Source organism: Halomonas sp. QHL1, from assembly GCF_001882345.1.
Taxonomy (GTDB): domain Bacteria; phylum Pseudomonadota; class Gammaproteobacteria; order Pseudomonadales; family Halomonadaceae; genus Vreelandella.
Genome location: NZ_MINL01000001.1, coordinates 1,744,262 through 1,763,867, shown reverse-complemented (window position 1 = coordinate 1,763,867; position 19,606 = coordinate 1,744,262). Strand labels below are relative to the sequence as shown.

Annotated in this window: 18 protein-coding genes and 1 tRNA gene; 8 read left to right on the top strand and 11 right to left on the bottom strand. The window is 54.7% G+C overall.

Annotated elements, in window-relative coordinates; translation table 11 throughout:
• Positions 1–114 precede the first annotated feature (114 nt).
• The 6 genes from QHL1GM_RS08060 to QHL1GM_RS08035 all read right to left on the bottom strand — a co-directional run bounded on the left by QHL1GM_RS08060 (position 115) and on the right by QHL1GM_RS08035 (position 8,595).
• The gene (locus QHL1GM_RS08060; RefSeq protein ID WP_071694004.1) at positions 115–1,515 is read right to left on the bottom strand and encodes a sigma-54 dependent transcriptional regulator; all 1,401 of its coding nucleotides are present in this window, start codon (positions 1,513–1,515) and stop codon (positions 115–117) included.
• An 11-nt stretch (positions 1,516–1,526) separates the two neighbouring features.
• A complete protein-coding gene (locus QHL1GM_RS08055; protein ID WP_071694003.1) occupies positions 1,527–2,972 on the bottom strand; it encodes an ATP-binding protein in 1,446 nt (481 codons plus the stop codon).
• 53 nt (positions 2,973–3,025) lie between these two features.
• Positions 3,026–4,219: a PQQ-dependent sugar dehydrogenase gene (locus tag QHL1GM_RS08050; protein WP_071694002.1), complete on the bottom strand. Its 1,194-nt coding sequence runs from the start codon at positions 4,217–4,219 to the stop codon at positions 3,026–3,028.
• Between the two features lie 83 nt (positions 4,220–4,302).
• The gene (locus QHL1GM_RS08045; protein ID WP_071694001.1) at positions 4,303–5,178 is read right to left on the bottom strand and encodes an AEC family transporter; all 876 of its coding nucleotides are present in this window, start codon (positions 5,176–5,178) and stop codon (positions 4,303–4,305) included.
• Between the two features lie 79 nt (positions 5,179–5,257).
• On the bottom strand, positions 5,258–6,172 hold the full coding sequence (locus tag QHL1GM_RS08040) for a LysR family transcriptional regulator (RefSeq protein WP_071694000.1): 915 nt from the start codon (positions 6,170–6,172) through the stop codon (positions 5,258–5,260).
• Positions 6,173–6,384: 212 nt separating this feature from the next.
• Complete coding sequence (locus QHL1GM_RS08035) at positions 6,385–8,595, bottom strand: TonB-dependent receptor (protein ID WP_071693999.1); 2,211 nt, start codon at positions 8,593–8,595, stop codon at positions 6,385–6,387.
• A gap of 316 nt (positions 8,596–8,911) precedes the next feature.
• Here QHL1GM_RS08035 and QHL1GM_RS08030 point away from each other — a divergent pair, with 316 nt between their 5' ends.
• Genes QHL1GM_RS08030 through QHL1GM_RS08010 form a run of 5 tightly spaced genes read left to right on the top strand, consistent with a single transcriptional unit; the run spans position 8,912 to position 14,624 of the window.
• Positions 8,912–9,811 (top strand): ABC transporter substrate-binding protein, encoded by a 900-nt coding sequence (locus tag QHL1GM_RS08030; RefSeq protein ID WP_254795274.1) that lies wholly within the window; start codon positions 8,912–8,914, stop codon positions 9,809–9,811.
• A gap of 53 nt (positions 9,812–9,864) precedes the next feature.
• On the top strand, positions 9,865–10,833 hold the full coding sequence (locus QHL1GM_RS08025) for an iron ABC transporter permease (protein WP_071693997.1): 969 nt from the start codon (positions 9,865–9,867) through the stop codon (positions 10,831–10,833).
• An 8-nt stretch (positions 10,834–10,841) separates the two neighbouring features.
• Positions 10,842–11,969 carry an iron chelate uptake ABC transporter family permease subunit gene (locus QHL1GM_RS08020; protein WP_071693996.1) on the top strand — a complete coding sequence of 376 codons (1,128 nt, stop codon included), beginning with the start codon at positions 10,842–10,844 and terminating at the stop codon, positions 11,967–11,969.
• Positions 11,966–12,781 carry an ABC transporter ATP-binding protein gene (locus QHL1GM_RS08015; protein WP_071693995.1) on the top strand — a complete coding sequence of 272 codons (816 nt, stop codon included), beginning with the start codon at positions 11,966–11,968 and terminating at the stop codon, positions 12,779–12,781. Before QHL1GM_RS08020 ends, QHL1GM_RS08015 begins: the two co-directional genes overlap by 4 nt.
• Positions 12,782–12,809: 28 nt before the next feature.
• Positions 12,810–14,624 (top strand): ABC transporter ATP-binding protein, encoded by a 1,815-nt coding sequence (locus QHL1GM_RS08010; protein WP_071693994.1) that lies wholly within the window; start codon positions 12,810–12,812, stop codon positions 14,622–14,624.
• Between the two features lie 24 nt (positions 14,625–14,648).
• On the opposite strand, the gene QHL1GM_RS08005 is transcribed toward QHL1GM_RS08010, so the two are convergent.
• Positions 14,649–15,239, bottom strand: coding sequence for a hypothetical protein (locus tag QHL1GM_RS08005; RefSeq protein ID WP_071693993.1), 591 nt, complete (start codon positions 15,237–15,239; stop codon positions 14,649–14,651).
• A 112-nt stretch (positions 15,240–15,351) separates the two neighbouring features.
• Here QHL1GM_RS08005 and QHL1GM_RS08000 point away from each other — a divergent pair.
• From QHL1GM_RS08000 to QHL1GM_RS07985, 3 genes are all read left to right on the top strand, one after another.
• A tRNA-Ile gene (locus tag QHL1GM_RS08000) sits at positions 15,352–15,428 on the top strand.
• A 305-nt stretch (positions 15,429–15,733) separates the two neighbouring features.
• Complete coding sequence (locus tag QHL1GM_RS07990; RefSeq protein WP_071693992.1) at positions 15,734–16,336, top strand: Eco29kI family restriction endonuclease; 603 nt, start codon at positions 15,734–15,736, stop codon at positions 16,334–16,336.
• A gap of 5 nt (positions 16,337–16,341) precedes the next feature.
• The gene (locus tag QHL1GM_RS07985; RefSeq protein WP_071693991.1) at positions 16,342–17,517 is read left to right on the top strand and encodes a DNA cytosine methyltransferase; all 1,176 of its coding nucleotides are present in this window, start codon (positions 16,342–16,344) and stop codon (positions 17,515–17,517) included.
• Between the two features lie 54 nt (positions 17,518–17,571).
• Here the strand turns inward: QHL1GM_RS07985 and QHL1GM_RS07980 are convergent, their stop codons facing one another.
• From QHL1GM_RS07980 to QHL1GM_RS07965, 4 genes are read right to left on the bottom strand one after another with little or no spacing between them, the layout of a single operon-like run.
• A complete protein-coding gene (locus QHL1GM_RS07980; RefSeq protein ID WP_071693990.1) occupies positions 17,572–18,084 on the bottom strand; it encodes a hypothetical protein in 513 nt (170 codons plus the stop codon).
• Complete coding sequence (locus tag QHL1GM_RS07975) at positions 18,081–18,542, bottom strand: DUF5681 domain-containing protein (RefSeq protein ID WP_175540367.1); 462 nt, start codon at positions 18,540–18,542, stop codon at positions 18,081–18,083. Before QHL1GM_RS07975 ends, QHL1GM_RS07980 begins: the two co-directional genes overlap by 4 nt.
• A 52-nt stretch (positions 18,543–18,594) precedes the next feature.
• On the bottom strand, positions 18,595–18,852 hold the full coding sequence (locus QHL1GM_RS07970) for a hypothetical protein (RefSeq protein WP_071693989.1): 258 nt from the start codon (positions 18,850–18,852) through the stop codon (positions 18,595–18,597).
• A gap of 39 nt (positions 18,853–18,891) precedes the next feature.
• Positions 18,892–19,587 (bottom strand): hypothetical protein, encoded by a 696-nt coding sequence (locus tag QHL1GM_RS07965; protein WP_071693988.1) that lies wholly within the window; start codon positions 19,585–19,587, stop codon positions 18,892–18,894.
• Positions 19,588–19,606: the final 19 nt, after the last annotated feature.

The following is a 19,606-nucleotide window of genomic DNA, read 5'->3' as shown; positions in this document are numbered from 1 at the left end:
TGCTCCACACGGTTTATCATCTTTTCCGCCCCCGCGCCCGCGGGGGTTTTTTTTGTCTGTGTGTAGGTCCTGTCGCTTCGCGATTTAGAAGGGGAGTGAGCAGTGTCGAAGTGGTTACTCTTCATTATCTTCCAAGCGACGATAGAGCGTCCGACGAGCAATCCCAAGGACCTCCGCCGTGCGCCGCTTGTTGCCACCCGTTGCTTCTAGCACCTTGTTAATATAGCGCTTTTCAACTTCTTCCAGGCTGGGCCAGCGGATCGGCGGTGGCGTTGGCATTTGACCTCCAGCCAGCACTTCGCCGCGGACTGCAGGTACCAGAGGCGTGCCGGTTTCCACTGTTGATTGCTCGCGCAGTCGCTCGGGCAGATCTTTATAGCTGAGTGAGCCGTCTTCGCTCAGAGTGACGGCCCGCATAATGGCGTTCTCTAGTTCGCGAACATTACCGGGGTAGGCATAGTTGAGTAGATTGCTGAACGCTTCCGGCTCGATTTGCTCTATCTGTTTGCCCTGTGCCTCCGAATGCTTGTCGATAAGCGCAAATACAAGATGCTCGATATCGGTGCCGCGCTCGCGCAGCGGGGGGATACGCAGTGAGAACGTCTCCAAGCGGTAAAACAAATCGCTGCGGAAGTTTCCCTGCTCGATCTCTTTCTCCAGGTTGCGGTGAGTGGCGGCGATGATGCGTACATCTACCGGCTCTTCGCGCTCGCCGCCCACTGGGCGCACGGTCTTCTCCTGCAAAGCGCGCAGCAATTTAGCCTGCAGATTGATCGGCATTTCACCAATTTCATCTAAAAACAGGCTGCCGCCCTGGGCGCTATGAAATAACCCTCGGCGTGCTTCGTTAGCCCCGGTAAAGGCGCCTTTGACATGGCCAAAGAACTCACTTTCCATCAAATCCGCGGGAATACTTGCACAGTTAACCGGCACAAACGGCTGGTCATGACGCGGGCTTTCCTGATGAATGGCGCGGGCAAGTAGCTCTTTGCCGGTGCCACTTTCACCTAAGATCAGGATGGGGGCATCGCTTTTGGCAAGGCGGGAGGCGTCATGGAATAGCGTCTGCATGACCTGGCTTTTACCCACAATGCCGTGGAAATGGCTGATATCCGTGTCGTGGAAAACCGCCAAGCGTTGGCGCTCCAGCACACGAAATACGGCATCGCGGATGGCATCAAGGTCGAGCGGCTTGGTTAAAAAGTCGTCAGCCCCGAGTTTTAGTGCCTCGACCGCCTGGTCAATAGTGCCGAAAGCGGTAATCACAATGATGCCCAGCTCACTGCCTGCTTGGCGGAGCTGCTGGAGTAGTTGAATGCCGGTCATACCCGGCAAACGCACGTCGGTAATTACCAGTGAGACGGTGGTGTGGCTCAATAAGGCGATCGCCTCTTCAGCGCTAGTTACACCGAGCGTTGTGTAGCCTGCATCCTGCAGTTCTTCTTCTAGTAGCTCAAGTATAGCGGCGTCATCTTCCACCACCAACAAAGGTAATAGGGGTTCCTGATGGGTCACAAACGTTGTCCTCACGCGGATGCGGTTTCACTAATAGGTAGCGTAATTTCAAATCCAGCGCCGCCTAGGGCACTGTCAAACACGCCGATCGTGCCGCCGTGGTCGTTAATAATGCGATGTACCATAGAGAGTCCCAAACCGCTGCCTTGGCCAACCGGTTTGGTGGTAAAAAATGGGTCGAACACTTTATGGTGATGGGAGTTGGGTATCCCCGGGCCATCATCTTCCACCCACAGTAGTAATTCGTTCTCTTGCTGCTGGGCGCGTACTCGAATTTTGCTTACTTCGGGGGCTTGCGCTGCATTGCGCAGCAAGTTGGTCAGCACCTGCACAATTTGTTGGCCGTTGGCGAGTAAGTTGGGTGCTGGCGTCGGTAATTCAATGTCTAAACGAATATTGCGTGGTTCTAGCTCGTCTTCAACTAAATCGCTGGCATTCATAATAAGCTGATCAAGCGCCAGCTCGCCTTTCTCTACGTTATGTTGACGTCCTAACTCCATCAATTGGCGAACGATTTCAACGATGCGCTCTACTTCGCCGCGTATACGCCCTAGCCGTGCCCGTTCGTCATCGCCAATGACATCGCGGCGAGCCAAACGCTGGGCTTGACCATTAATCACCGTTAGCGGCGCGCCTATCTCATGGGCAACTCCCGCCGCCAGTACGCCGAGCTCGGCCAGCTTTTTCGATTTACGCAGGCGCTTTTCAAGCTCAATTTCGCGCCGCTGGCGATTTTCGATCTCTTGGTCTTTCTCGGCCATCGCATCCAGCATGCCATTCAAACCAGAGGCGAGGTGGCGGTATTCGATAGGGCCGTCTTCGGTGGCACGTTGGCTGCGGTCCCCTTTTTCTACCAACTGCATTACGTGCAGAAGCCGATTAAGCGGGCGCTCAATATGGCGCCGGAAGCCCCACCAAATACTAAACACGATCCCGGCCGCACCAATCACAAACACTAGTACGGCCACAACGCTGATAAAACCCGTGTAGTTCTCAATACCGGTATTTAGCCGATTAACCTGAAGTACGCCATATACAGTGCCATCTTGTGAGCGCAAGGGTGTCAACGCAGAGTAGTAATTCCAACCCTCGTGTTGTCGGTAATTGCTGTAAAGGTCATCGCGTTCGATGATTTGCTGAATCTCTTCGCGACTGAAAATATCCTTGCCCAGGCCAAGCCCATAAATATCGCGCCCTTCGGTATCGAAGACATAAGCGCCGTAAATTCTATGGAAGGAGAACGCTGACTGTAGCGCTTCCTCAAGCGGCGTGTTGCTGTCGGGGGTGACCGCGTAGCTGAGCGAGGAGCTCAGCGTACGGGTAATAATCTCAACTTCAGTTTGTAGCTTTGAACGTACGTTATCTTCGAGCGATTTGATCGCCACTAAGCTAAATACCACCAGGATGACAAACAGCGGCACAATCACCGTCAAAATAATCAAATTGCGTAGTCGCATGGGGCATCCATGGTGGTTTTAATACGTTGTAGTATCAGCGGGTGAACTAAGTGCTACTGGTTCGTTGGCGCTAGACGATACAAGCCGCCCTGAGGGTCGTCAGTGAGCAAGTAAATAGCGTCATCAGGGCCTTGGCGAACATCGCGAATACGGCCTACTACGCCTTGTAAAATCAGCTCTTCTTCGGCGACACGGCCCTCTTCTAAGCGCAGGCGCAATAGCTTCTCGCTACCTAATCCACCGGCTAATAAGTTGCCCTGCCACTCACCAAAAGCGTCGCTGGTCACTTCGGCAAGGCCGGCGGGGGCGAAACGCCCTTCAAATATATACACCGGGTCAATCATGCCGGGGAGCGAGTCTTCGCCAATCGGCTCATTGGTAGCGTAATCATTGCCCTGACTAACTTCCGGCCAGCCATAATTATTGCCCGCTTCGATATGGTTTAGCTCGTCGCCGGTTCGGGGGCCGTGCTCTGATGCCCAGGCTTCGCCGTTACTCAGCACGGTCATGCCTTGAATATTGCGATTTCCCATGGAGTAGATTTCATCCAGGGTGGTGTCATCCCCGACAAAGGGATTGTCATCGGGAACGCCGCCCGTGGCGGTTAGGCGCAGGGTAGAGCCCGCGTGGTCATCGCTTGCCTGGGCGCGAGGTGGTTCACTGCCACGGTCGCCGATACTCATTAGCAGGGTGCCGTCGGGCTGCCACGCCAACCGCGAGCCGTAGTGACGACCAGGCCCTGAGGCGCGATCCTGTTCAAACAAGTGCTCAACCTCACCTAGCTTGTCATCCTGCCATTTTACCCGTGATAGCGCTGAACGGCTGTTATTGCCTTCGGGCTTGCTCCAGGTGAAATAGATCCAGTCGTTGTCGCCTCCACCGTTCCCCCCTTCAAAATCGGGGTGCAACACCACGTCTAACAGCCCGCCCTGGCCCCGAGCACTCACTTCTGGCATGCCTTGCAGCGTACTGGATTCACCGCTTTCGGGGTCGACGAGTTTCAGCTGCCCGCTGCGTTCGGTGACTAAATAGCGACCATCGGGTAAAAACGCCAACGCCCAAGGGTGCTCAAAACCATCGGCGATACGCTCAATGGAAAGGTTTAAATGTTCGGTTTCCAGCGATTCCTGAACGACTTCCGCATTTGCCGAGTTGATAGCGCTAGCCAGCACTAGCCCACTAATTCCTGCCAAAGCCGCAGGGGTCAGTCGGCGAGAAGTGGGATTACTCCTGCTCGTATAATGCATAGTGTGCCCTCTGGTTATGTAAATACTCGTTATCCTTGCCAGTAGTCTAGCAGTGACCTTTTACCGACGTTGGGGTTCCGCTATTACATAAGCAGGGCGAGTAACACGGGCAGGTAAACCAGCGCTAACAATGTTGAGCAGAAGACCAAACTGGCGACATAGACGGGTTCGCGCTGGGCCCGCTGAGCAAAGAGGTAATTGAAGACCGCCACCGGCATACACATTTGCAACACTAAAATGTTTTGTGCCAGTGGCGGAAGGCCCACCCAGCCAGCGATCAGCCAGGCGACCCCAGCGGCGAGGGGCACACGCACCAGGCTAAACCCGAGCCCTGAATGCAGGTTCTTCACATGAATGCTTGCCAGCGAGACGCCCAGGGTAATGAGCATCAGCGGAACCGTGAACCCCGACATTAAGTCCACCGTATTCGCCAACCAGGGGGGCAGGGAAGTGTCCGTCAGCAGCAGTGCCATGGAAATAGCAATGGCGTATACCGTGGGTGTTTTGGCGAGGGTTTTGAGTGGGTTGCCCTGACTATTAAGTACTGCACCTAAGGTGAACTGAAACAACGATACGGTCACCATCACCGTAATGCCGTAAGCAAACCCGGCACTGCCAAAGGCGTAAAGCACCACGGGTAAGCCCATATTGCCGGTGTTGGGGTACATCATGGGGGCAAGTAGCACTCGCCAGCTGCGGCGCAACAGTTTTGCCACCGCAAAGGTAGCGGCCCCCATGGTGATAATCACCAACGCGGTGGCCAGCATGGTCTGGCCGAAGGTGTTGGCATCAATATCGGCTCCCGCCAGAGACGCCAATACCAGCGAAGGGGTGCCAATGTTAAACATCAGCCGGGTGATGAAGTCGACCGGGTAGGGATGGCCTAGGCGTACCCACAGGTAGCCGAGTCCTGCACCAGCAAGCACGGGCGCCATGACGGCAAAAAGTTCGGCGAGCATTTACAGTCCTTGGCTAATCGTTAGCCGACTATTGTCGTTAATGAGCGGGCTAACTGGCAAGGCAAACACTCGAATTAACTTACGCAGTGGCGGTTGAGGTGCGCCACGGGGCGGGCACTTGGCTACGTAAAAACTCCAATAGCGCGTGGGTGCGGCGTGATTGGTGACCGTAGGCGTAGAGTAGCGTAATGGGCAGAGGCGCTGGTTCCCAGCCAGGCAAACAGTTAATCAGTTCGCCTGGATGATGCTGTTCGCGCTTTGCGGTTAACCAGTGTGAGAGCAAGCCGATCCCCTGGCTGCGTGCGATGGCGTCAATATGCAGGGCAGTTAGGTCTACCCGCAGCCGAGAGCGGGGTGGATTAAAGGTGTACTGGCCATGCTCGGAGTGTGTGAGCAGCAGCCCGTCGGATGCTGAACCCAGCAGGTCTATCCAGGCGTGCTGGTTCAATTCATTGGGGTGATGGGGCGTGCCAGCCGCCGCTAAATAGCGTGGGCTGGCATAAAGCCCGCGGGTTAAGTACCCCAAGCGCTCCTGGTTTAGCCCACACTCGTGAGTCGGCCCGAGCCAGACATGAACGCTATTACTGTGCATTTTAGTCGGCGGCGTTTCTCTAGTGTGTAGCGTTAGCTCTACCTTTGGGTGGCGATTTAAGAACGCATCAATGGCGCTGGCTAACCAGCTGCGCGCCAGGGCGCCGTGCACCTCAAGGGTTATTTCGCCACTAATCTCCTCACGCAGCTCTGCTAGCGCCTCCTGGCTATGAACCGCCATTGCCAAAAGCTCGGTGCAGTAGTTGTGAAACAGCAGCCCCGCTTCGGTGGGAATTAAGCGATTGGCCTGGCGGCGCAGCAGCGGCTGGTTAAGCCGGGTTTCGAGCTGGCTGATGCGCCGACTTAGGGTCGATTTGGCTAAACCAAGCTTTTGAGCGCTGCGAGTCAAACTGCCCGTGGTCATCACATCGGCAAAGGCGGTAAGTTCGTCAAAGTCATACATGGTCAGACCCAAGGGAAGAGGGTGAATGCTGATTGTGCCATCTTTCAGTGCGAATGAAAATAATATGCATTTGTGTTTCGGATGTTTTCTCCATCTAACCAATGTTTAAGAAAAGGGGATTTTTCAGTGCTAAATTAAAAAAGCCCCAGCGCATGGCCGGGGCAGAAGGAGAGCATCGAAACAGTCAGTGGAACGTTGCGTGTTAGAACTGATTAAAACTCATAGGTTGCAGAGACCCAGAAGCTGCGCCCATCCAGCGCTACACCATCGGTAGAGCGGCCTGTTTGCGTGAAGTTGTAAGCACGCAGCGTTTCGCCGTTATGCTCAAAGGTATCGGAGCTGGTGAAGTCTTTATCAAACAGATTGTAAACAGTACCGGTTAACCGCACGTTGTCGGAGAAACGGTAGGAACTACGCCAGTTGAACAGCTCGTAACCATTTAGCTTGTTACCCAACTGTTCATAAAGAGAAAGCGATTCACCCGAGGTAGGCAAGCCAGCTGCAAAACGATTACGAGATGAGTAGTACTCGCCTTCTAACGTGGTGCTCCAGCGCTCGTTAATCGCCCAGGTTAGGTCAGCGGTTAATTTATGGTTAGGTGTGTTGGTTAATACCATGCCCTCATTTTCGCCTGAAGTGATTTCAGAATCGGTAAAGGTGTAGCCGCCACTAATGCGCCAGGCGGGAGCGATTTGATAATTAGCGGTAAGTTCAATGCCACGGGTCTCAGCTTCGTCGATATTGGTTAACTGGCCAAAGCTTTCCTGCTGGGTAAAGTTGCCCACGCTTAAGCAGTTAGCCAACCCTGCATTGGGGGTGTTGCCATTGCTATCGACAAACTGGCAATTTGGTAAATCAGTGGCGCTGGCGATTCGGTCAGAAAAGCGATTGTAGAAAAGCGTCGCCCCGGCTGAGAAGTTGTCCAAGCTGTCATAAAGGGCACTGATTTCGTAATTGGTGCTTTTTTCTGGCTCAAGGTCGGGTGAGCCAAGGCCAACTTCTCTGCCCTGGTTGCCAAAGCCATTAATTCCGTCGTGTAGGTCATTCAAGGAAGGCGTTTTATAACCGCGGCTAACGCCACCTTTTAATGTCCAATTAGGCGTCGTGTTCCAGACCAAATACCCACGTGGGCTAAAGTGGCCCCCAAAGGCGTCGTGGTGCTCATAACGCCCTCCCAACGTTAGGGCTAAATCGTCCCGCAGCAGCCACTCATCTTCAGCAAACAGCGCCCAGCTGTTTTGCTCAAAGGTTTCATTGCCCGCGATGGCATCTTCTAGCTCAGCATCAATGTATTGCCCGCCAATGGTTGCCATATGGTCGCCGAGTGGCGCTACAAATTTGGTATCGACAATAATGTCTCGGTTCTCAAGAATGCGGTCTTCGCCCCCCTGGGCTTCATACCCGTAAGCGGGAGCACTGCCTGCAGGCAGGGTGCGGCCTAAGGTTTCAGTCGTGCTATGGGTAACGCTGCTTTCCCAGGTACCTGGAGCGTAGTGACCGGTATGGCCAACCGCAATTTGGTCGCGGTTAAAGCGCAATTCGTCTTTATAGCCGTTAAAGGTGCCGGGTGAGGGAGCGCCGCTGCGATCAGTGCCGTCTTGGGTTCCCAGGCGGTTATCGTCGTTGGAGTAGGACTGGCGTGAACGTTCGGCGTCTACCCATAATTCATTAGACTCATCCGGCGTCAGGTTCAGGCGACCACCGATAGAGTAAATGCGCGCCTCGGAAGGGCGAGGGTCGCGGCCAGCGCTGTCTTCAATCATGCGTTCGGAGCTGTCGCGATCAAACAGACGGCCACGCAGCTGTAAACCCAGTGTGTCTTCTATCAGAGGCCCCGAGGTGTAAAGGTTAATCGCTGAACTGTTGCCCGCACCGCGGTCTTCCTGAAAAGTGTTTTCAACCGTTACAGCGCCTGCCCAATCCTCACCTATGCGGCGGGTGATGATATTGATAACCCCGCCCATGGCGTCAGACCCATAGAGCGTCGACATCGGACCCCGAATTACCTCAATGCGCTCAATAGCGGAAAGCGGTGGCATAAAGCCGGTGGAAGTTTCTCCGAAGCCATTGGGCGTGACGCTGCCAGAGGTATTTTGACGGCGCCCATCAATCAAGATCAGCGTGTATTCGCTTGGCATGCCGCGAATAGAAATATTCAGTCCGCCGGTTTTACCCGTGCCAGAACGCACATCAACACCGGGTACATCGGCAATCGCTTCCGCAATATTGGAAAACTGCTTCTGCTCAAGCTCTTCGCGAGATACCACCGAAATACTAGCTGGCGCGTTATTTAGCGACTGCTCATAGCCAGCCGCCGTAACCACCATGTTGTTAAGCTGCGCATTTTCCTGGGCCTGAGCGCCTGCAGCAGAAACAGCAAGCGTGACGGCGCTAGCCAGAACAGAGCGAGTAAAGCGTGGCATGTCATTCCCCTTGGTTACGATAATTATTAGCTAATGATATTAATTATCAAATGAGCCAGGGAGTCTAAAAAGAAACGCTCTCAAACGCGAGGGTGTGATTGAGGAACGTTGCGTTGCGTAAATTGAAACAGGGGAGCCGTAGGGTCGTTGCAAAAAATGGAACACGCTATTCGATGGAATAGTAGTGCAAGTGCTTTTGAGAATCGTTATTATTAAAAGCACTGTATCGTGTTGAGAGAAACTTATGCGGGTTAAAGCGACGCTATTTAAAACGAGATCAATGTCAGCAATTCTTACTAAAAGCGGGCGTTTAGGGATGCTGTTCATATTGCTAAGTGCCTTAGTAGTGGGCACTGCGCAAGCTCACACGCTGGAAACCGCCTTTGGCGATGTAGACGTTGAGGGATCGCCAAAGCGGGTTGTAACACTCTACGAAGGCGCGCTAGACGCCGCGGTAGCGGCAGGCGTGAGCCCGCTAGGTGCCGTCACTACGCGAGGTGGCGACAACGTAGCAAGCTACATTGAAGTGCATCTTGGCGAAAACCCGCCCGCCATTATGGGTGTGGTGCGCGAGATCAATATTGAGGCCGTGCTGGCGCAGCAGCCGGATCTAATTTTGGCGCCTGCCCAGCTTTCTGATGAGCAGTATCAGCTGCTGTCACGTATTGCGCCCACGGTGGTGCCACCGCCCCAGCCACTGGCGCCGGATAACTGGAAAGCTGAAGCCCGCCTTTACGGCGAAGCGCTCAATCGCCAGGCCGCCATTGCAGAAGCGATTGAGGCGGTTGAACAACGCGCCGCCGAGGTCGCTAAGGCAGTGGAAGAGGCCGGTGTAGGTGGTAGCGCCTTTTTAGTGCGCTGGATGCCCGGTGGCCCCATGGTAATGTCGGAAAATCTTTTCGCCGCAGGCTTGTTAGCCCAAGCGGGGCTGGATGTTCAGGACGCTGGCCTGGTCGGCGAGCGCGGCGTGCATAGCGATGTGCTGAGCCTGGAAAACCTTTCCCAAGTGGACGGTGACTGGCTGTTCCTGGCAACGCTCAACGAAGATGGTCAAGCGGCGGTGGACGCAGCCAAGCAGAGCAGTGCCTTTACGCGCCTAAACGTGGTGCAGCAAGACCACGTAGTGCCGGTGGATGGTCAGCTATGGACAAGCGCCAATGGCCCCCTGGCCGCCCAGGCGATTCTTGATGATATAGAGGCAGCGCTGTTGCCGTGACGGTTCCACGTTTTGCAACGCCTAGCGTTAGGCGTGCTACTCCACGTTCGCTAATGCTGCTGCTACTCACCACCCTTGTGGCGGTGAGTCTCGTTAGTTTATTAATCGGCGCGGGCAGCGTTGGCCCCGGCAGGGCCCTGGCGCTACTTGGCGGTGCTCAGGACAGTGAGGCGCACTTCATCGTCTGGGAACTGCGCGCACCGCGCACCTTAATTGGTATTGCGGTGGGCATGGCGCTAGGTGTCGCTGGCGCCCTGTTGCAAGCGGTGGCACGCAATCCGCTGGCCGAACCGGGGCTTTTAGGGGTTAGCGCGGGAGCGGCATTTGCCGTGGCGCTGGCCTTAGTGCTGGGCGCCAGCGCCACCACTTTACGCATTTCAGTCGCGCAGTTAGGTGCGCTGGTGGGCTGCGTGTGCGTGTTGAGCGTGGCGCGCTTTCGCGGTGTGGGTAACGACCCTATCCGGCTCGTGCTTGCCGGGGCTGCGTTCTCTGGCCTGCTCGCTTCATTAACCTCGTTGATACTGCTTTACGACCAGCGTGCCGCTGATGAAATTCGTTTCTGGGTGATTGGCAGCTTGGCCGGCCGCCGCTTGGATGACCTGTTCGCCGTTCTGCCCAGTATGCTGGTCGCGTCAGTGATGGTTGCGCTGATTGCTCGGCCGTTAGCCGCTCTGGCCCTAGGCGAACGAGTGGCCTCGGGTTTGGGCCACCACCCCAACCTCATTCGTTGGTTGGTCATCGCCTGCGTGGCGCTGTTGGTGGGTGCTGCCACCGCCATCGCCGGGCCCATTGCCTTTGTTGGGTTGGTGGTGCCGTTTGTCGCACGGGCCTTTGCCGGGCCTGATATTCGTCGCACGCTATGGTTTTGTCTGCCCATCGGGCCGCTGATCGTCCTCACGGCCGATATCATCTCTCGGGTGGTGGTCACTCCTTCGGAACTACCGTTGGGCGTACTCACGGCGCTGTGCGGCGCACCCGTACTAATAGCGGTCGTACGTGCGCGCCGCCTACCGATGCTATGAATTCGCTCATGAAAACCACGCTGATAAAAAGCTCGTCTATGCCTTTCTCTTCGGAAGACCAGTTCCGCGCGGACGGCAATAACAACGTACCGCCACCGCAAGGTTACTGGCGATTCGCCTGGCGAAGCGGGAACGGTGCGAACAGCCTGTTGTTTGAGCAGCGTGCGGTGGTCGTTAACCTGGGTCTGTTCAGCGCACTACTGCTCTCCAGCGTTATTTACCTAAGCCTGGGCAGCGTTAAAGTCGCCCCTATGGCGGTGCTGCAGGCGCTGTTTGGCAATGCAGATATGATGGCGAGCTTTGTTGTGCAGGAGCTACGCTTGCCGCGTTTGGCATCCGCCGCTAGTACCGGGGCGGCCTTCGCGTTAGCGGGCATTCTGATGCAAACCCTGGCCCGCAACCGCTTGGCGACGCCGGGTATTATCGGTATTGATAACGGCGCGACGGCATTTGCAGTGGCCTCCATCGTAGGCCTTGGCGTTTCCATCGCGCCGCCTGCCATGGCGTTAGCCGGGGCAACCACCGCAGCGGTACTCACCTTCGGGCTCGCCGCGGGCAACGGCACCCAGGGGTATCGCTTTATCGTGGCGGGGATTGGCGTGGGCGCGGTGTTTGGCGCGATAACGCAATTGATGCTGGCGCGAGTCGCCATTGATACCGCCAATGCCGCCTATCCATGGACAGTGGGTTCGCTCAATGCCCGCCCCAGCGGCGCACTGCAATTACTCATGCTCGGGTTGGCGTTAGGGCTGGCCACTGCCATGGTGTTAGCCCGTTCGCTAACGCTACTGCGTTTCAAGGATGCTACCGCTAGTGGGCTAGGCGTCAACGTTAAGCGACGCCGTTTGGAAGTGCTGTTGCTGTCTGTCGCCTTGACGGGGTTGGCGGTCGCCGTTGCCGGGCCGGTGGGCATGGTGGGGCTGATTGGCCCAGAGATAGCTCGCTCGCTGTCGAGTTCGCGCAGCGTGCCTATTTTGGCGGCAACGCTAGCGGGGGCGCTGGTGATGGTGCTCGCCGACCTGGCCGGGCGTACGCTGCTGGCGCCTATCGAGATTCCCGTCGGTATCGTTACCGCCGTGGTCGGCGGGCCTTGGTTACTTTGGATATTAATGCGTCCGCAACGGAGCTCCACATGAGTCAATCTCCAACATCTACCATGCCGTCTCTTGCCACGCAGTCGCTCGGCATGAGCTATGGCACCCGGCAGGTGATTGATGGCTTGGATATCACCCTGCCTAGCGGCCAAGTCACCGCCATTGTGGGCCCTAACGGCTGCGGAAAATCGACGTTGTTGGCTGGGCTTGCTCGTTTACACAAACCCGATAGGGGGGCTGTGTTGCTGGATGGCGCCGATATTCGGCGCCTGCCCACTCGTCAGTTGGCCACTCAACTGGCGCTACTGCCCCAGGAGGCCGTCGCGCCGGAAGGGCTCACTGTGACCGAGCTGATCCGCTTTGGCCGCCAGCCCCACCAAGGCTGGTTGCGCCAGTGGTCAGCAGAAGACCAGCGCGTGGTGCAGCACGCGCTAGCGGCAGCAGGGCTTGAACAGCTCGCGGACAGGCCAATTGATGCGCTTTCCGGCGGCCAACGCCAACGCGCCTGGATCGCCATGACCATCGCCCAACAAACCCCGCTGCTGTTGCTGGATGAACCCACCTCAGCGCTGGATCTGGGTCACCAGATTGAAGTGTTCGAGCTGGTGAAGCATCTTGCACACCAAGGCCGTACCGTGGTGATGGTGCTGCACGATCTCGCCAGCGCCTGCCGCTACGCAGACCATCTAATCGCCATGCGCGAAGGTCAGATTATCGCAGAAGGGCAGCCTGCCAAGGTGGTCACCCCAGACTTGGTGCGAACGCTTTATCAGGTAGAATGCTCGCTATTAACCGACCCCGCTACCGGCTGCCCGTTACTGACCAATGTGCGACGCACCCCGGCGAGCGCCTAGTCAAACCTACAAAAAATTTCAGTAAGGAATGCTTGTGTCCTCTCCTGCACACAGTTTTCAAGCCCTGGTGCGGCTACTGCGCTACGCCAAAGGCTACCGGCGGCGCATCATTGCCGCCACCACCTGCTCGATTATCAATAAGTTGTTTGATATTGCCCCAGAGATTCTGATTGGTGTCGCCATCGATGTGGTGGTCAACCAAGAACAGAGCTTTGTGGCAAGCCTTGGGTTCGAGACGCCCCAGCAGCAGATCACCATGCTGGGGGTGCTAACGTTCTTTATCTGGGCGGGGGAGTCGCTGTTTGAGTACCTGTTTCAAATCCTATGGCGCAACTTAGCCCAACGTTTACAGGCGGATATGCGTCAGGATACCTACGAGCACGCTCAACGGCTGGATATGGCGTTCTTTGAATCGAAAAGCTCCGGCCAGCTTGTGGCCACCATGAACGATGACGTCAATCAGCTCGAGCGCTTTTTAGACGGCGGGGCTAACTCGCTTATTCAGGTGGTGGTCACCGTGGTGGCAGTGGGCGCGGTATTCTTCGTGCTTTCGCCACTGATCGCACTGCTGGCGTTTACACCTATTCCGCTGATCATTTGGGGCGCATTCTTCTTCCAGCGCAAAGCCGGGCCGCTCTACAGTGACGTGCGTGAAAAGGTCGGTGATTTAGCCAGCCGTTTATCCAACAACCTAAGCGGCATCGCGACGATTAAAAGCTTTACTAGTGAAGACCGCGAAGCAGAACGCCTGCGCGAGGCCAGCGAAGCCTACGTAGAAGCCAATAGAAGGGCGATCAAGGTCAGCTCCGCGTTTATTCCCGTGATCCGCATGGCGATTTTGGCCGGCTTTCTTGCCACCTTCACTGTGGGCGGCATGATGGCGCTCAACGGCTCGCTGAATGTGGGCGCTTATGGCGTGCTGGTCTTCCTGACTCAGCGGCTGCTCTGGCCGCTCACCGGCTTGGCCCAGGTGATCGACCTGTTCGAGCGCGCCATGGCGAGCACACGGCGCATTCTTGATCTGCTCGAAGTGCCGATTACGGTCAAAGATGACAGCACCACTCCGCTTACTCAGCCGGTGCGCGGCGAAGTGACCATTGATAATGTCAGCTTTCACTACGCTACCAGCCTCGTGGGTGTCGATAATATTCATCTGCACGTGCCCGCTGGCAACACCTTGGCACTGGTTGGGGCGACCGGCTCGGGCAAATCGACCCTGATCAAACTGTTGCTGCGCTTTTACGACCCGGAAAACGGGCGGGTGCTAATCGACGGCCAACCGATTACCGAGGTCAGCATGAACTCGCTACGCCAGTCGATTGGCCTGGTCAGTCAGGACGTTTATCTATTTGAAGGCAGCATCCGCGACAATATCGCCTACGGCAAACCTGACGCGGACGAAGCGACGATTATCGACGCCGCCAAAACCGCCGAAGCCTGGAGCTTTATCGAGACGCTGCCCCAAGGATTGGATACGCCTGTCGGCGAGCGGGGCGTGCGGCTTTCTGGCGGCCAACGCCAGCGGCTCTCCTTAGCGCGGGCGCTACTTAAAGACCCGCCTATTTTGGTGCTGGATGAAGCCACCAGCGCAGTGGACAACGAAACCGAAGCGGCCATCCAGCGTTCGCTCAAGCGTATCGCCCATGGCCGCACGGTGATTATGATTGCTCATCGACTCTCTACCATCGTGCACGCCGACGAGATCGTGGTGATCGAGAAAGGCCAAGTGGCCGAGCGCGGCACCCATTCAAGTCTATTGGCAGCTAACGGCCACTACTCCGCCCAGTGGCGGGTACAAACCGGCGAAGCCAAGGCGGGGGATGTAGAAGCACTCAGTAGCTAACCTTTAAGGACTACCGATTAACTATTATCTATTAACCAGGAGCGCATTGAGGGTGACAGGCACATGCTCGTCAATCTCTTGATAGCCCAGCAACGACATCACGGTGCGCACCGTGCTATTTGCCATCAGCGCTCGACCGTCCATCGCCATCGGCTCCGCGTGGGTCACGCGTATCTCATTCAGGCCTTCGCGGGTAAAGCGCAGCGGTACGGATTCCTGCTGATTAACCATGTCTGACTGAACGCTAAAGGTCAGCGTCTCAACCAGTGATTCGCCAATATCCAAACCGTCCAACCGCTCTGGTGGCATTTGTGCCTCTAGCGTCACCAAGGTGGTGTTCGCCAGCAAGCCTATCCACGGCGGCAGCTCGCCAAAGCGTTCAAGCACATCCGTTTGGCTGAGCTTTAATGGCAAGCGCAGGGTGCCATCGTTGGAGATATCGCCCTGCAGATCGCGCACTTGGTGATGATGAGTTTGCGGTGCTTCGCCGTTCAACTGAGTAATCGATGCCTGCACCCGCGACTGGCCAGGATCAAGCTGCCAGTCAGCGTGCACCGGCAGCGCCAACAATATAGGAAATAGAGCAATCAATGCTTTCACAGCGCGTCTCCGCATAAAGAACTACTCTCCAGACTGCCCAATCCACATAAAGTGCCGTAATGACATCAAGATAGCGCAATGGGGCTAGCCTCACTCGGTCACATTCGCTATGATATGCACGCTTTTCGGGCCTATAGCTCAGTTGGTTAGAGCAGGGGACTCATAATCCCTTGGTCGTAGGTTCAAGTCCTACTGGGCCCACCAATTAAATCAATAGTTTATAAACATTTACCATCGTATTCTTCTGATCATGTAGTCGGAATGTAGGCAAGCAGCTTGCAGTATGGCCCTTTAGATCAGTTGGTTAGAGCACTCGACTCTTAATCGAATGGTCGTTGATTCAAGTCTAGCAAGGCCCTCCAGTTCAATGCCTTAGGTCACACGGCCTGGGGCTTTTTCATATGAGCAGAACGGCCTTCATGTGTGCTTGCCCGTAGCTTTATAAGCCCTTCTTTCTATTTTTTCTTAGCTCTGATAAGTTGATCCTATTACCCAAAGGATCAACTATAATGAGTTTTGACAGTAGTAATAACGTACTTCCTATTGATGAAGAACTTATAGATAAAATTTTGGTGCCAGCAGCGAAGCAATTTTTGAGCACCGAACAGTACCCCATCAGCTCTCTCCCGATGTTCGATGGGGTAGGCGTTTACGCCATTTATGTCGACAGCGGCGCAGATACAATCTATAACGGGGTGCTCTCTGATGACTACCCGGTTTATGTTGGGAAAGCGGTACCATCTGGATCAAGACAAGGCAAATCAACTACTGCAAAAAAGCAGCTTCGTGATAGGCTCCTTGAGCACAAGAGAAGCATTGATCAGGGTGGTTTGCCCGTCGAGTACTTCAAGTGTAGATTTATGGTGATGACAGGTATCGGGGAAGATCTGATACCAGCACTGGAATCGACGCTGATTCGCATGTTCCACCCGCTATGGAACTCATATATTGACGGCTTTGGAATCCATACTCCCGGAGAGGGAAGGTTAAACCAGCAGCCTTCTGAATGGGACACTCTGCACCCCGGTCGTCCTTGGCTTCATAAGCTCACCGGCGCCCCCAGAGATAGAAACCAGATAGCTGAGAAAATTGGTAGCTACAGAATGAGATAAGTTGAATGAGATCAGTTGAACTATTTGCCGGTGGCGGAGGGCTTGCAATCGGCCTAGAGCAAGCAGGCTTTGAGCCTGCTTTTATCATTGAGAACAATCGTGATGCCTGCAAAACACTAGCTGCCAACTATCTCGGGCAAAGTGGAGCGTCCGTTCATACTGGCGACATCCGCAAGTTCGACTACACGTCCATTAAGGAGGATGTCACTCTCGTATCGGGCGGACCACCTTGCCAGCCCTTTTCCTTAGGCGGTAGCCATAAGGCTTTCAACGACGACCGAGACCTATTCCCTGAAGCCGTGCGGGCAATTCGCGAGCTCCAGCCCCAGGCGTTCATTTTTGAAAATGTTAAGGGTCTGCTTCGCAAGTCTTTTGCTGAGTATTTTGAATATATTCTCCTACAACTACAGTACCCTCTTCTTAAAAGGAATGGCGCTGATTGCTGGACTGAGCACTTGTCAAAGCTTGAAAGACATCACACAAGCAGGGGTGAAACGGAGCTGGAATACAAAGTTTGCTTTAGGTTACTCAATTCCGCCAACTATGGCGTACCGCAAAAACGAGAGCGTGTGTTTATCGTCGGTTTTCGCTCAGACCTAGATGTAGACTGGTCCTTCCCTGACCCAACCCACTCACAGGATGCGTTGCTTTGGAGCAAATGGGTTACCGGTGACTATTGGAAGCGGCATAACATGGCTCCGCCCGATCTTGATCCCAAGACCTTTAAATGTGTTAAAGCTCTGCGGAGTCTATATGGGATGTTTGAGCCAACAGAAAAACCATGGGTGACGGTACGGGATGCGCTTGCCGACTTACCTGACCCTAAGCACTCATCTGCAAGCAACCACCTCAATCACGAGTTCAAAGGCGGAGCAAGGAGTTACCCTGGCCACACAGGCAGCCCTATTGATGAGCCGTCAAAAACGCTCAAGGCTGGCGGGCACGGGGTTCCGGGTGGCGAGAATATGATTCGGTTTGAAGATGATTCCATAAGATATTTTACTGTGCGAGAAAGTGCTCGCGTACAGACTTTCCCTGACGACTACAACTTAGAAGGAGCTTGGGGAGAGGCCATGCGACAAATCGGGAACGCTGTCCCAGTGCAACTCGCGAGAGTGGTAGGCTCAAGCGTCAATGCGGCTTTAACACGCCTCCAGCAGCGGCAGCTCAAGGCCAGCTAGAATACCGGCAGCAACACAATGCCCTGACGGTGATCGATCGTCGCCTGTGCCAGTTTAGGTAGCCTCAACGAGCACGACGCCTCCATTACCGTCTCGGATTGGGTCGGGGGCCGTAATGCCATAAATATCCGCCAGCTTGATAAGTGCTCGCACCCGCGTCATGTGGTCCGGGCCTTCAGCCTGGAGCCAAAAAGAACTTACAAGCGTGTCTTGGTAGCTTCTCTGGCGTGCCCAGCGGTCTAATCCCTGCATACCTATTTCGGCGGCCTCTAAGCGGCGTAGCGTTTCACCTTTCATTTCACCTCTCCAAGCAATTACGGTAGCGAACTGCCCAAAAAAATTATCCTCAAAGAGATGAGGATATTCCCGCTGAAGTTGCGCTTTTGCTTCTTCGATTCTCTCAAGCACTGCCGCATACAGTTGTTGCGGGGTGCAACGAGGGTCTGTTTGCGTAACTACATCGGTAATTTTTCCGACCTTGAGAATATATTGGTCAGGGTCGTCTGTTGTCGCATAAATCCGGAGTCCCCTGTGATCTTCATAGCGAAGAGTTGGCAAGTCGTTCATTTAGGTACTCCCACAGGTAGGAGGGGTGGCTGAATGTCATGGGCTCGGTTAAGAGTCATCTCAATCAGCTCTAGACGAGTGGCAAGTTCATCTTGCTCACGCAGCTTGGCGAAGGCGCTAATGCTGTCGATTAAAAGTTTTCCTGTTTCAGGATCAATATCTCCAGTCGATACAGCTTCAAGAACCTGGCGTGCCTGCTGAGTCAAGGGGGCGTCAGAATCAAGTTGGAAGTTGACTCGTTCCGCCCGTGACCTCAAGGGTGGCTGTAAACGGCTAAGGACAATGTTCGCCGCTTGCATATCTCCCTCAAGTGCCTTCTCGCAGACCACGCGTGCAATTTCTTTGCCACTGTCCATTAGTGCAGTGGCAATTTGAGTCTTCTTGTTCAAACTCCCTTTCGGGCGCCCATTAGGGTTGCCTGATTGTCCGGGCTTCCATTGATGTTCGGGGGTTGTCATAGTAATCGCCTTCAAATAAGAAGGGCGGTAGCCCGCCCCTATTGACGGTATGTTAGCGCTTCAACGCTAGTTTAGACTTCACGATATCCACTTCGCTGCGCTGCGCTGTTTGCGACGCAATGAACGTTTTAATATCTTCCATTGAGCTTCGATGCTCACGACGGGCAGTTGCCAAAAGGATTTGATGATTCATGGCATCTTCTGCCTTACGAAGGCGCTCGCGTGCTTCTTCATATTGGATGCGGGCGGCGACAAGCTCTTCATCGGCTGCCAGTTCTTGTTGGGTCATTTTGACGTTGAGACGGGTCATGTTCATCACCTCTGTTATTTGCAGGAAAACTACAGTGAATTAAACCGCCTGGAAGGCTTGCTCTGACTCTTCCTTTGCTTTCTTGATGTGATTTACTTCATCCCAGCTGGCGCCAACAGCTTTGGTTACCTCGCTCCAGATAAGAGGTGAGTGTTTATCAATAAGAGTTAAAGCACGTTTGGTGGCATCAAGGCGTTTGACTAGGTTGGGATTCTGTTGCTCGTGAAAGGATCGTGTGTAGGCTGTCCGATATACTTCCTTAAGGCCGCTCAAGTAACCGGGTGCGCCAAGCATTGCGGACAGGGTTTGGACATCTTCTGAAGCTAGGGCGTGGTTGATAAATGCCAAACGATCTTCATCTGAAAGGCCTTTCGCATGGGCTCTAATCTCGGCACTAATTGCAGAATGAGCTGGTGCTTTCATGGGCTCGTTAAGCGCAGTCTCCGCAGCGTTTGCGGCAGAGGACAGATGTTCTCTCGCCATATCAAAGCTGCGGGTGATTTTATCTTGGCGTTTACTGGCGAATTCGGCGACTGTTAAAAGTTTGGCAGCTTCGTTCAGCGTAGGGTTCTTAGCCACACTTTGCCTTGCCTCGTGGATTGAGCCTAGCTCTGCATAAGCGAGTTCGAACGCTTCGCGGGCTCCTCTAAGATAGCCTTCATAGTTAGAGTAATTTTCGATGTTCTCAATAACAGCTGGATGTAGTGACGGAGTGACGTCTGAGCGGATTTTCATGTTGGCTACCCTATTGTTG

Bases quoted from the DNA above. Each gene is read 5' to 3' on its own strand.
- QHL1GM_RS08005 (WP_071693993.1), bottom strand. From the start codon at position 15,239: ATGCGGAGACGCGCTGTGAAAGCATTGATTGCTCTATTTCCTATATTG.
- QHL1GM_RS07980 (WP_071693990.1), bottom strand. From the start codon at position 18,084: ATGAACGACTTGCCAACTCTTCGCTATGAAGATCACAGGGGACTCCGG.
- QHL1GM_RS08015 (WP_071693995.1), top strand. From the start codon at position 11,966: ATGAGTCAATCTCCAACATCTACCATGCCGTCTCTTGCCACGCAGTCG.
- QHL1GM_RS07990 (WP_071693992.1), top strand. From the start codon at position 15,734: ATGAGTTTTGACAGTAGTAATAACGTACTTCCTATTGATGAAGAACTT.
- QHL1GM_RS08010 (WP_071693994.1), top strand. From the start codon at position 12,810: ATGCTTGTGTCCTCTCCTGCACACAGTTTTCAAGCCCTGGTGCGGCTA.
- QHL1GM_RS07975 (WP_175540367.1), bottom strand. From the start codon at position 18,542: ATGACAACCCCCGAACATCAATGGAAGCCCGGACAATCAGGCAACCCT.
- QHL1GM_RS08025 (WP_071693997.1), top strand. From the start codon at position 9,865: ATGCTGCTGCTACTCACCACCCTTGTGGCGGTGAGTCTCGTTAGTTTA.
- QHL1GM_RS08045 (WP_071694001.1), bottom strand. From the start codon at position 5,178: ATGCTCGCCGAACTTTTTGCCGTCATGGCGCCCGTGCTTGCTGGTGCA.
- QHL1GM_RS08040 (WP_071694000.1), bottom strand. From the start codon at position 6,172: ATGTATGACTTTGACGAACTTACCGCCTTTGCCGATGTGATGACCACG.
- QHL1GM_RS07970 (WP_071693989.1), bottom strand. From the start codon at position 18,852: ATGACCCGTCTCAACGTCAAAATGACCCAACAAGAACTGGCAGCCGAT.
- QHL1GM_RS08055 (WP_071694003.1), bottom strand. From the start codon at position 2,972: ATGCGACTACGCAATTTGATTATTTTGACGGTGATTGTGCCGCTGTTT.
- QHL1GM_RS08035 (WP_071693999.1), bottom strand. From the start codon at position 8,595: ATGCCACGCTTTACTCGCTCTGTTCTGGCTAGCGCCGTCACGCTTGCT.
- QHL1GM_RS07985 (WP_071693991.1), top strand. From the start codon at position 16,342: ATGAGATCAGTTGAACTATTTGCCGGTGGCGGAGGGCTTGCAATCGGC.
- QHL1GM_RS08050 (WP_071694002.1), bottom strand. From the start codon at position 4,219: ATGCATTATACGAGCAGGAGTAATCCCACTTCTCGCCGACTGACCCCT.
- QHL1GM_RS07965 (WP_071693988.1), bottom strand. From the start codon at position 19,587: ATGAAAATCCGCTCAGACGTCACTCCGTCACTACATCCAGCTGTTATT.
- QHL1GM_RS08020 (WP_071693996.1), top strand. From the start codon at position 10,842: ATGAAAACCACGCTGATAAAAAGCTCGTCTATGCCTTTCTCTTCGGAA.
- QHL1GM_RS08030 (WP_254795274.1), top strand. From the start codon at position 8,912: ATGCTGTTCATATTGCTAAGTGCCTTAGTAGTGGGCACTGCGCAAGCT.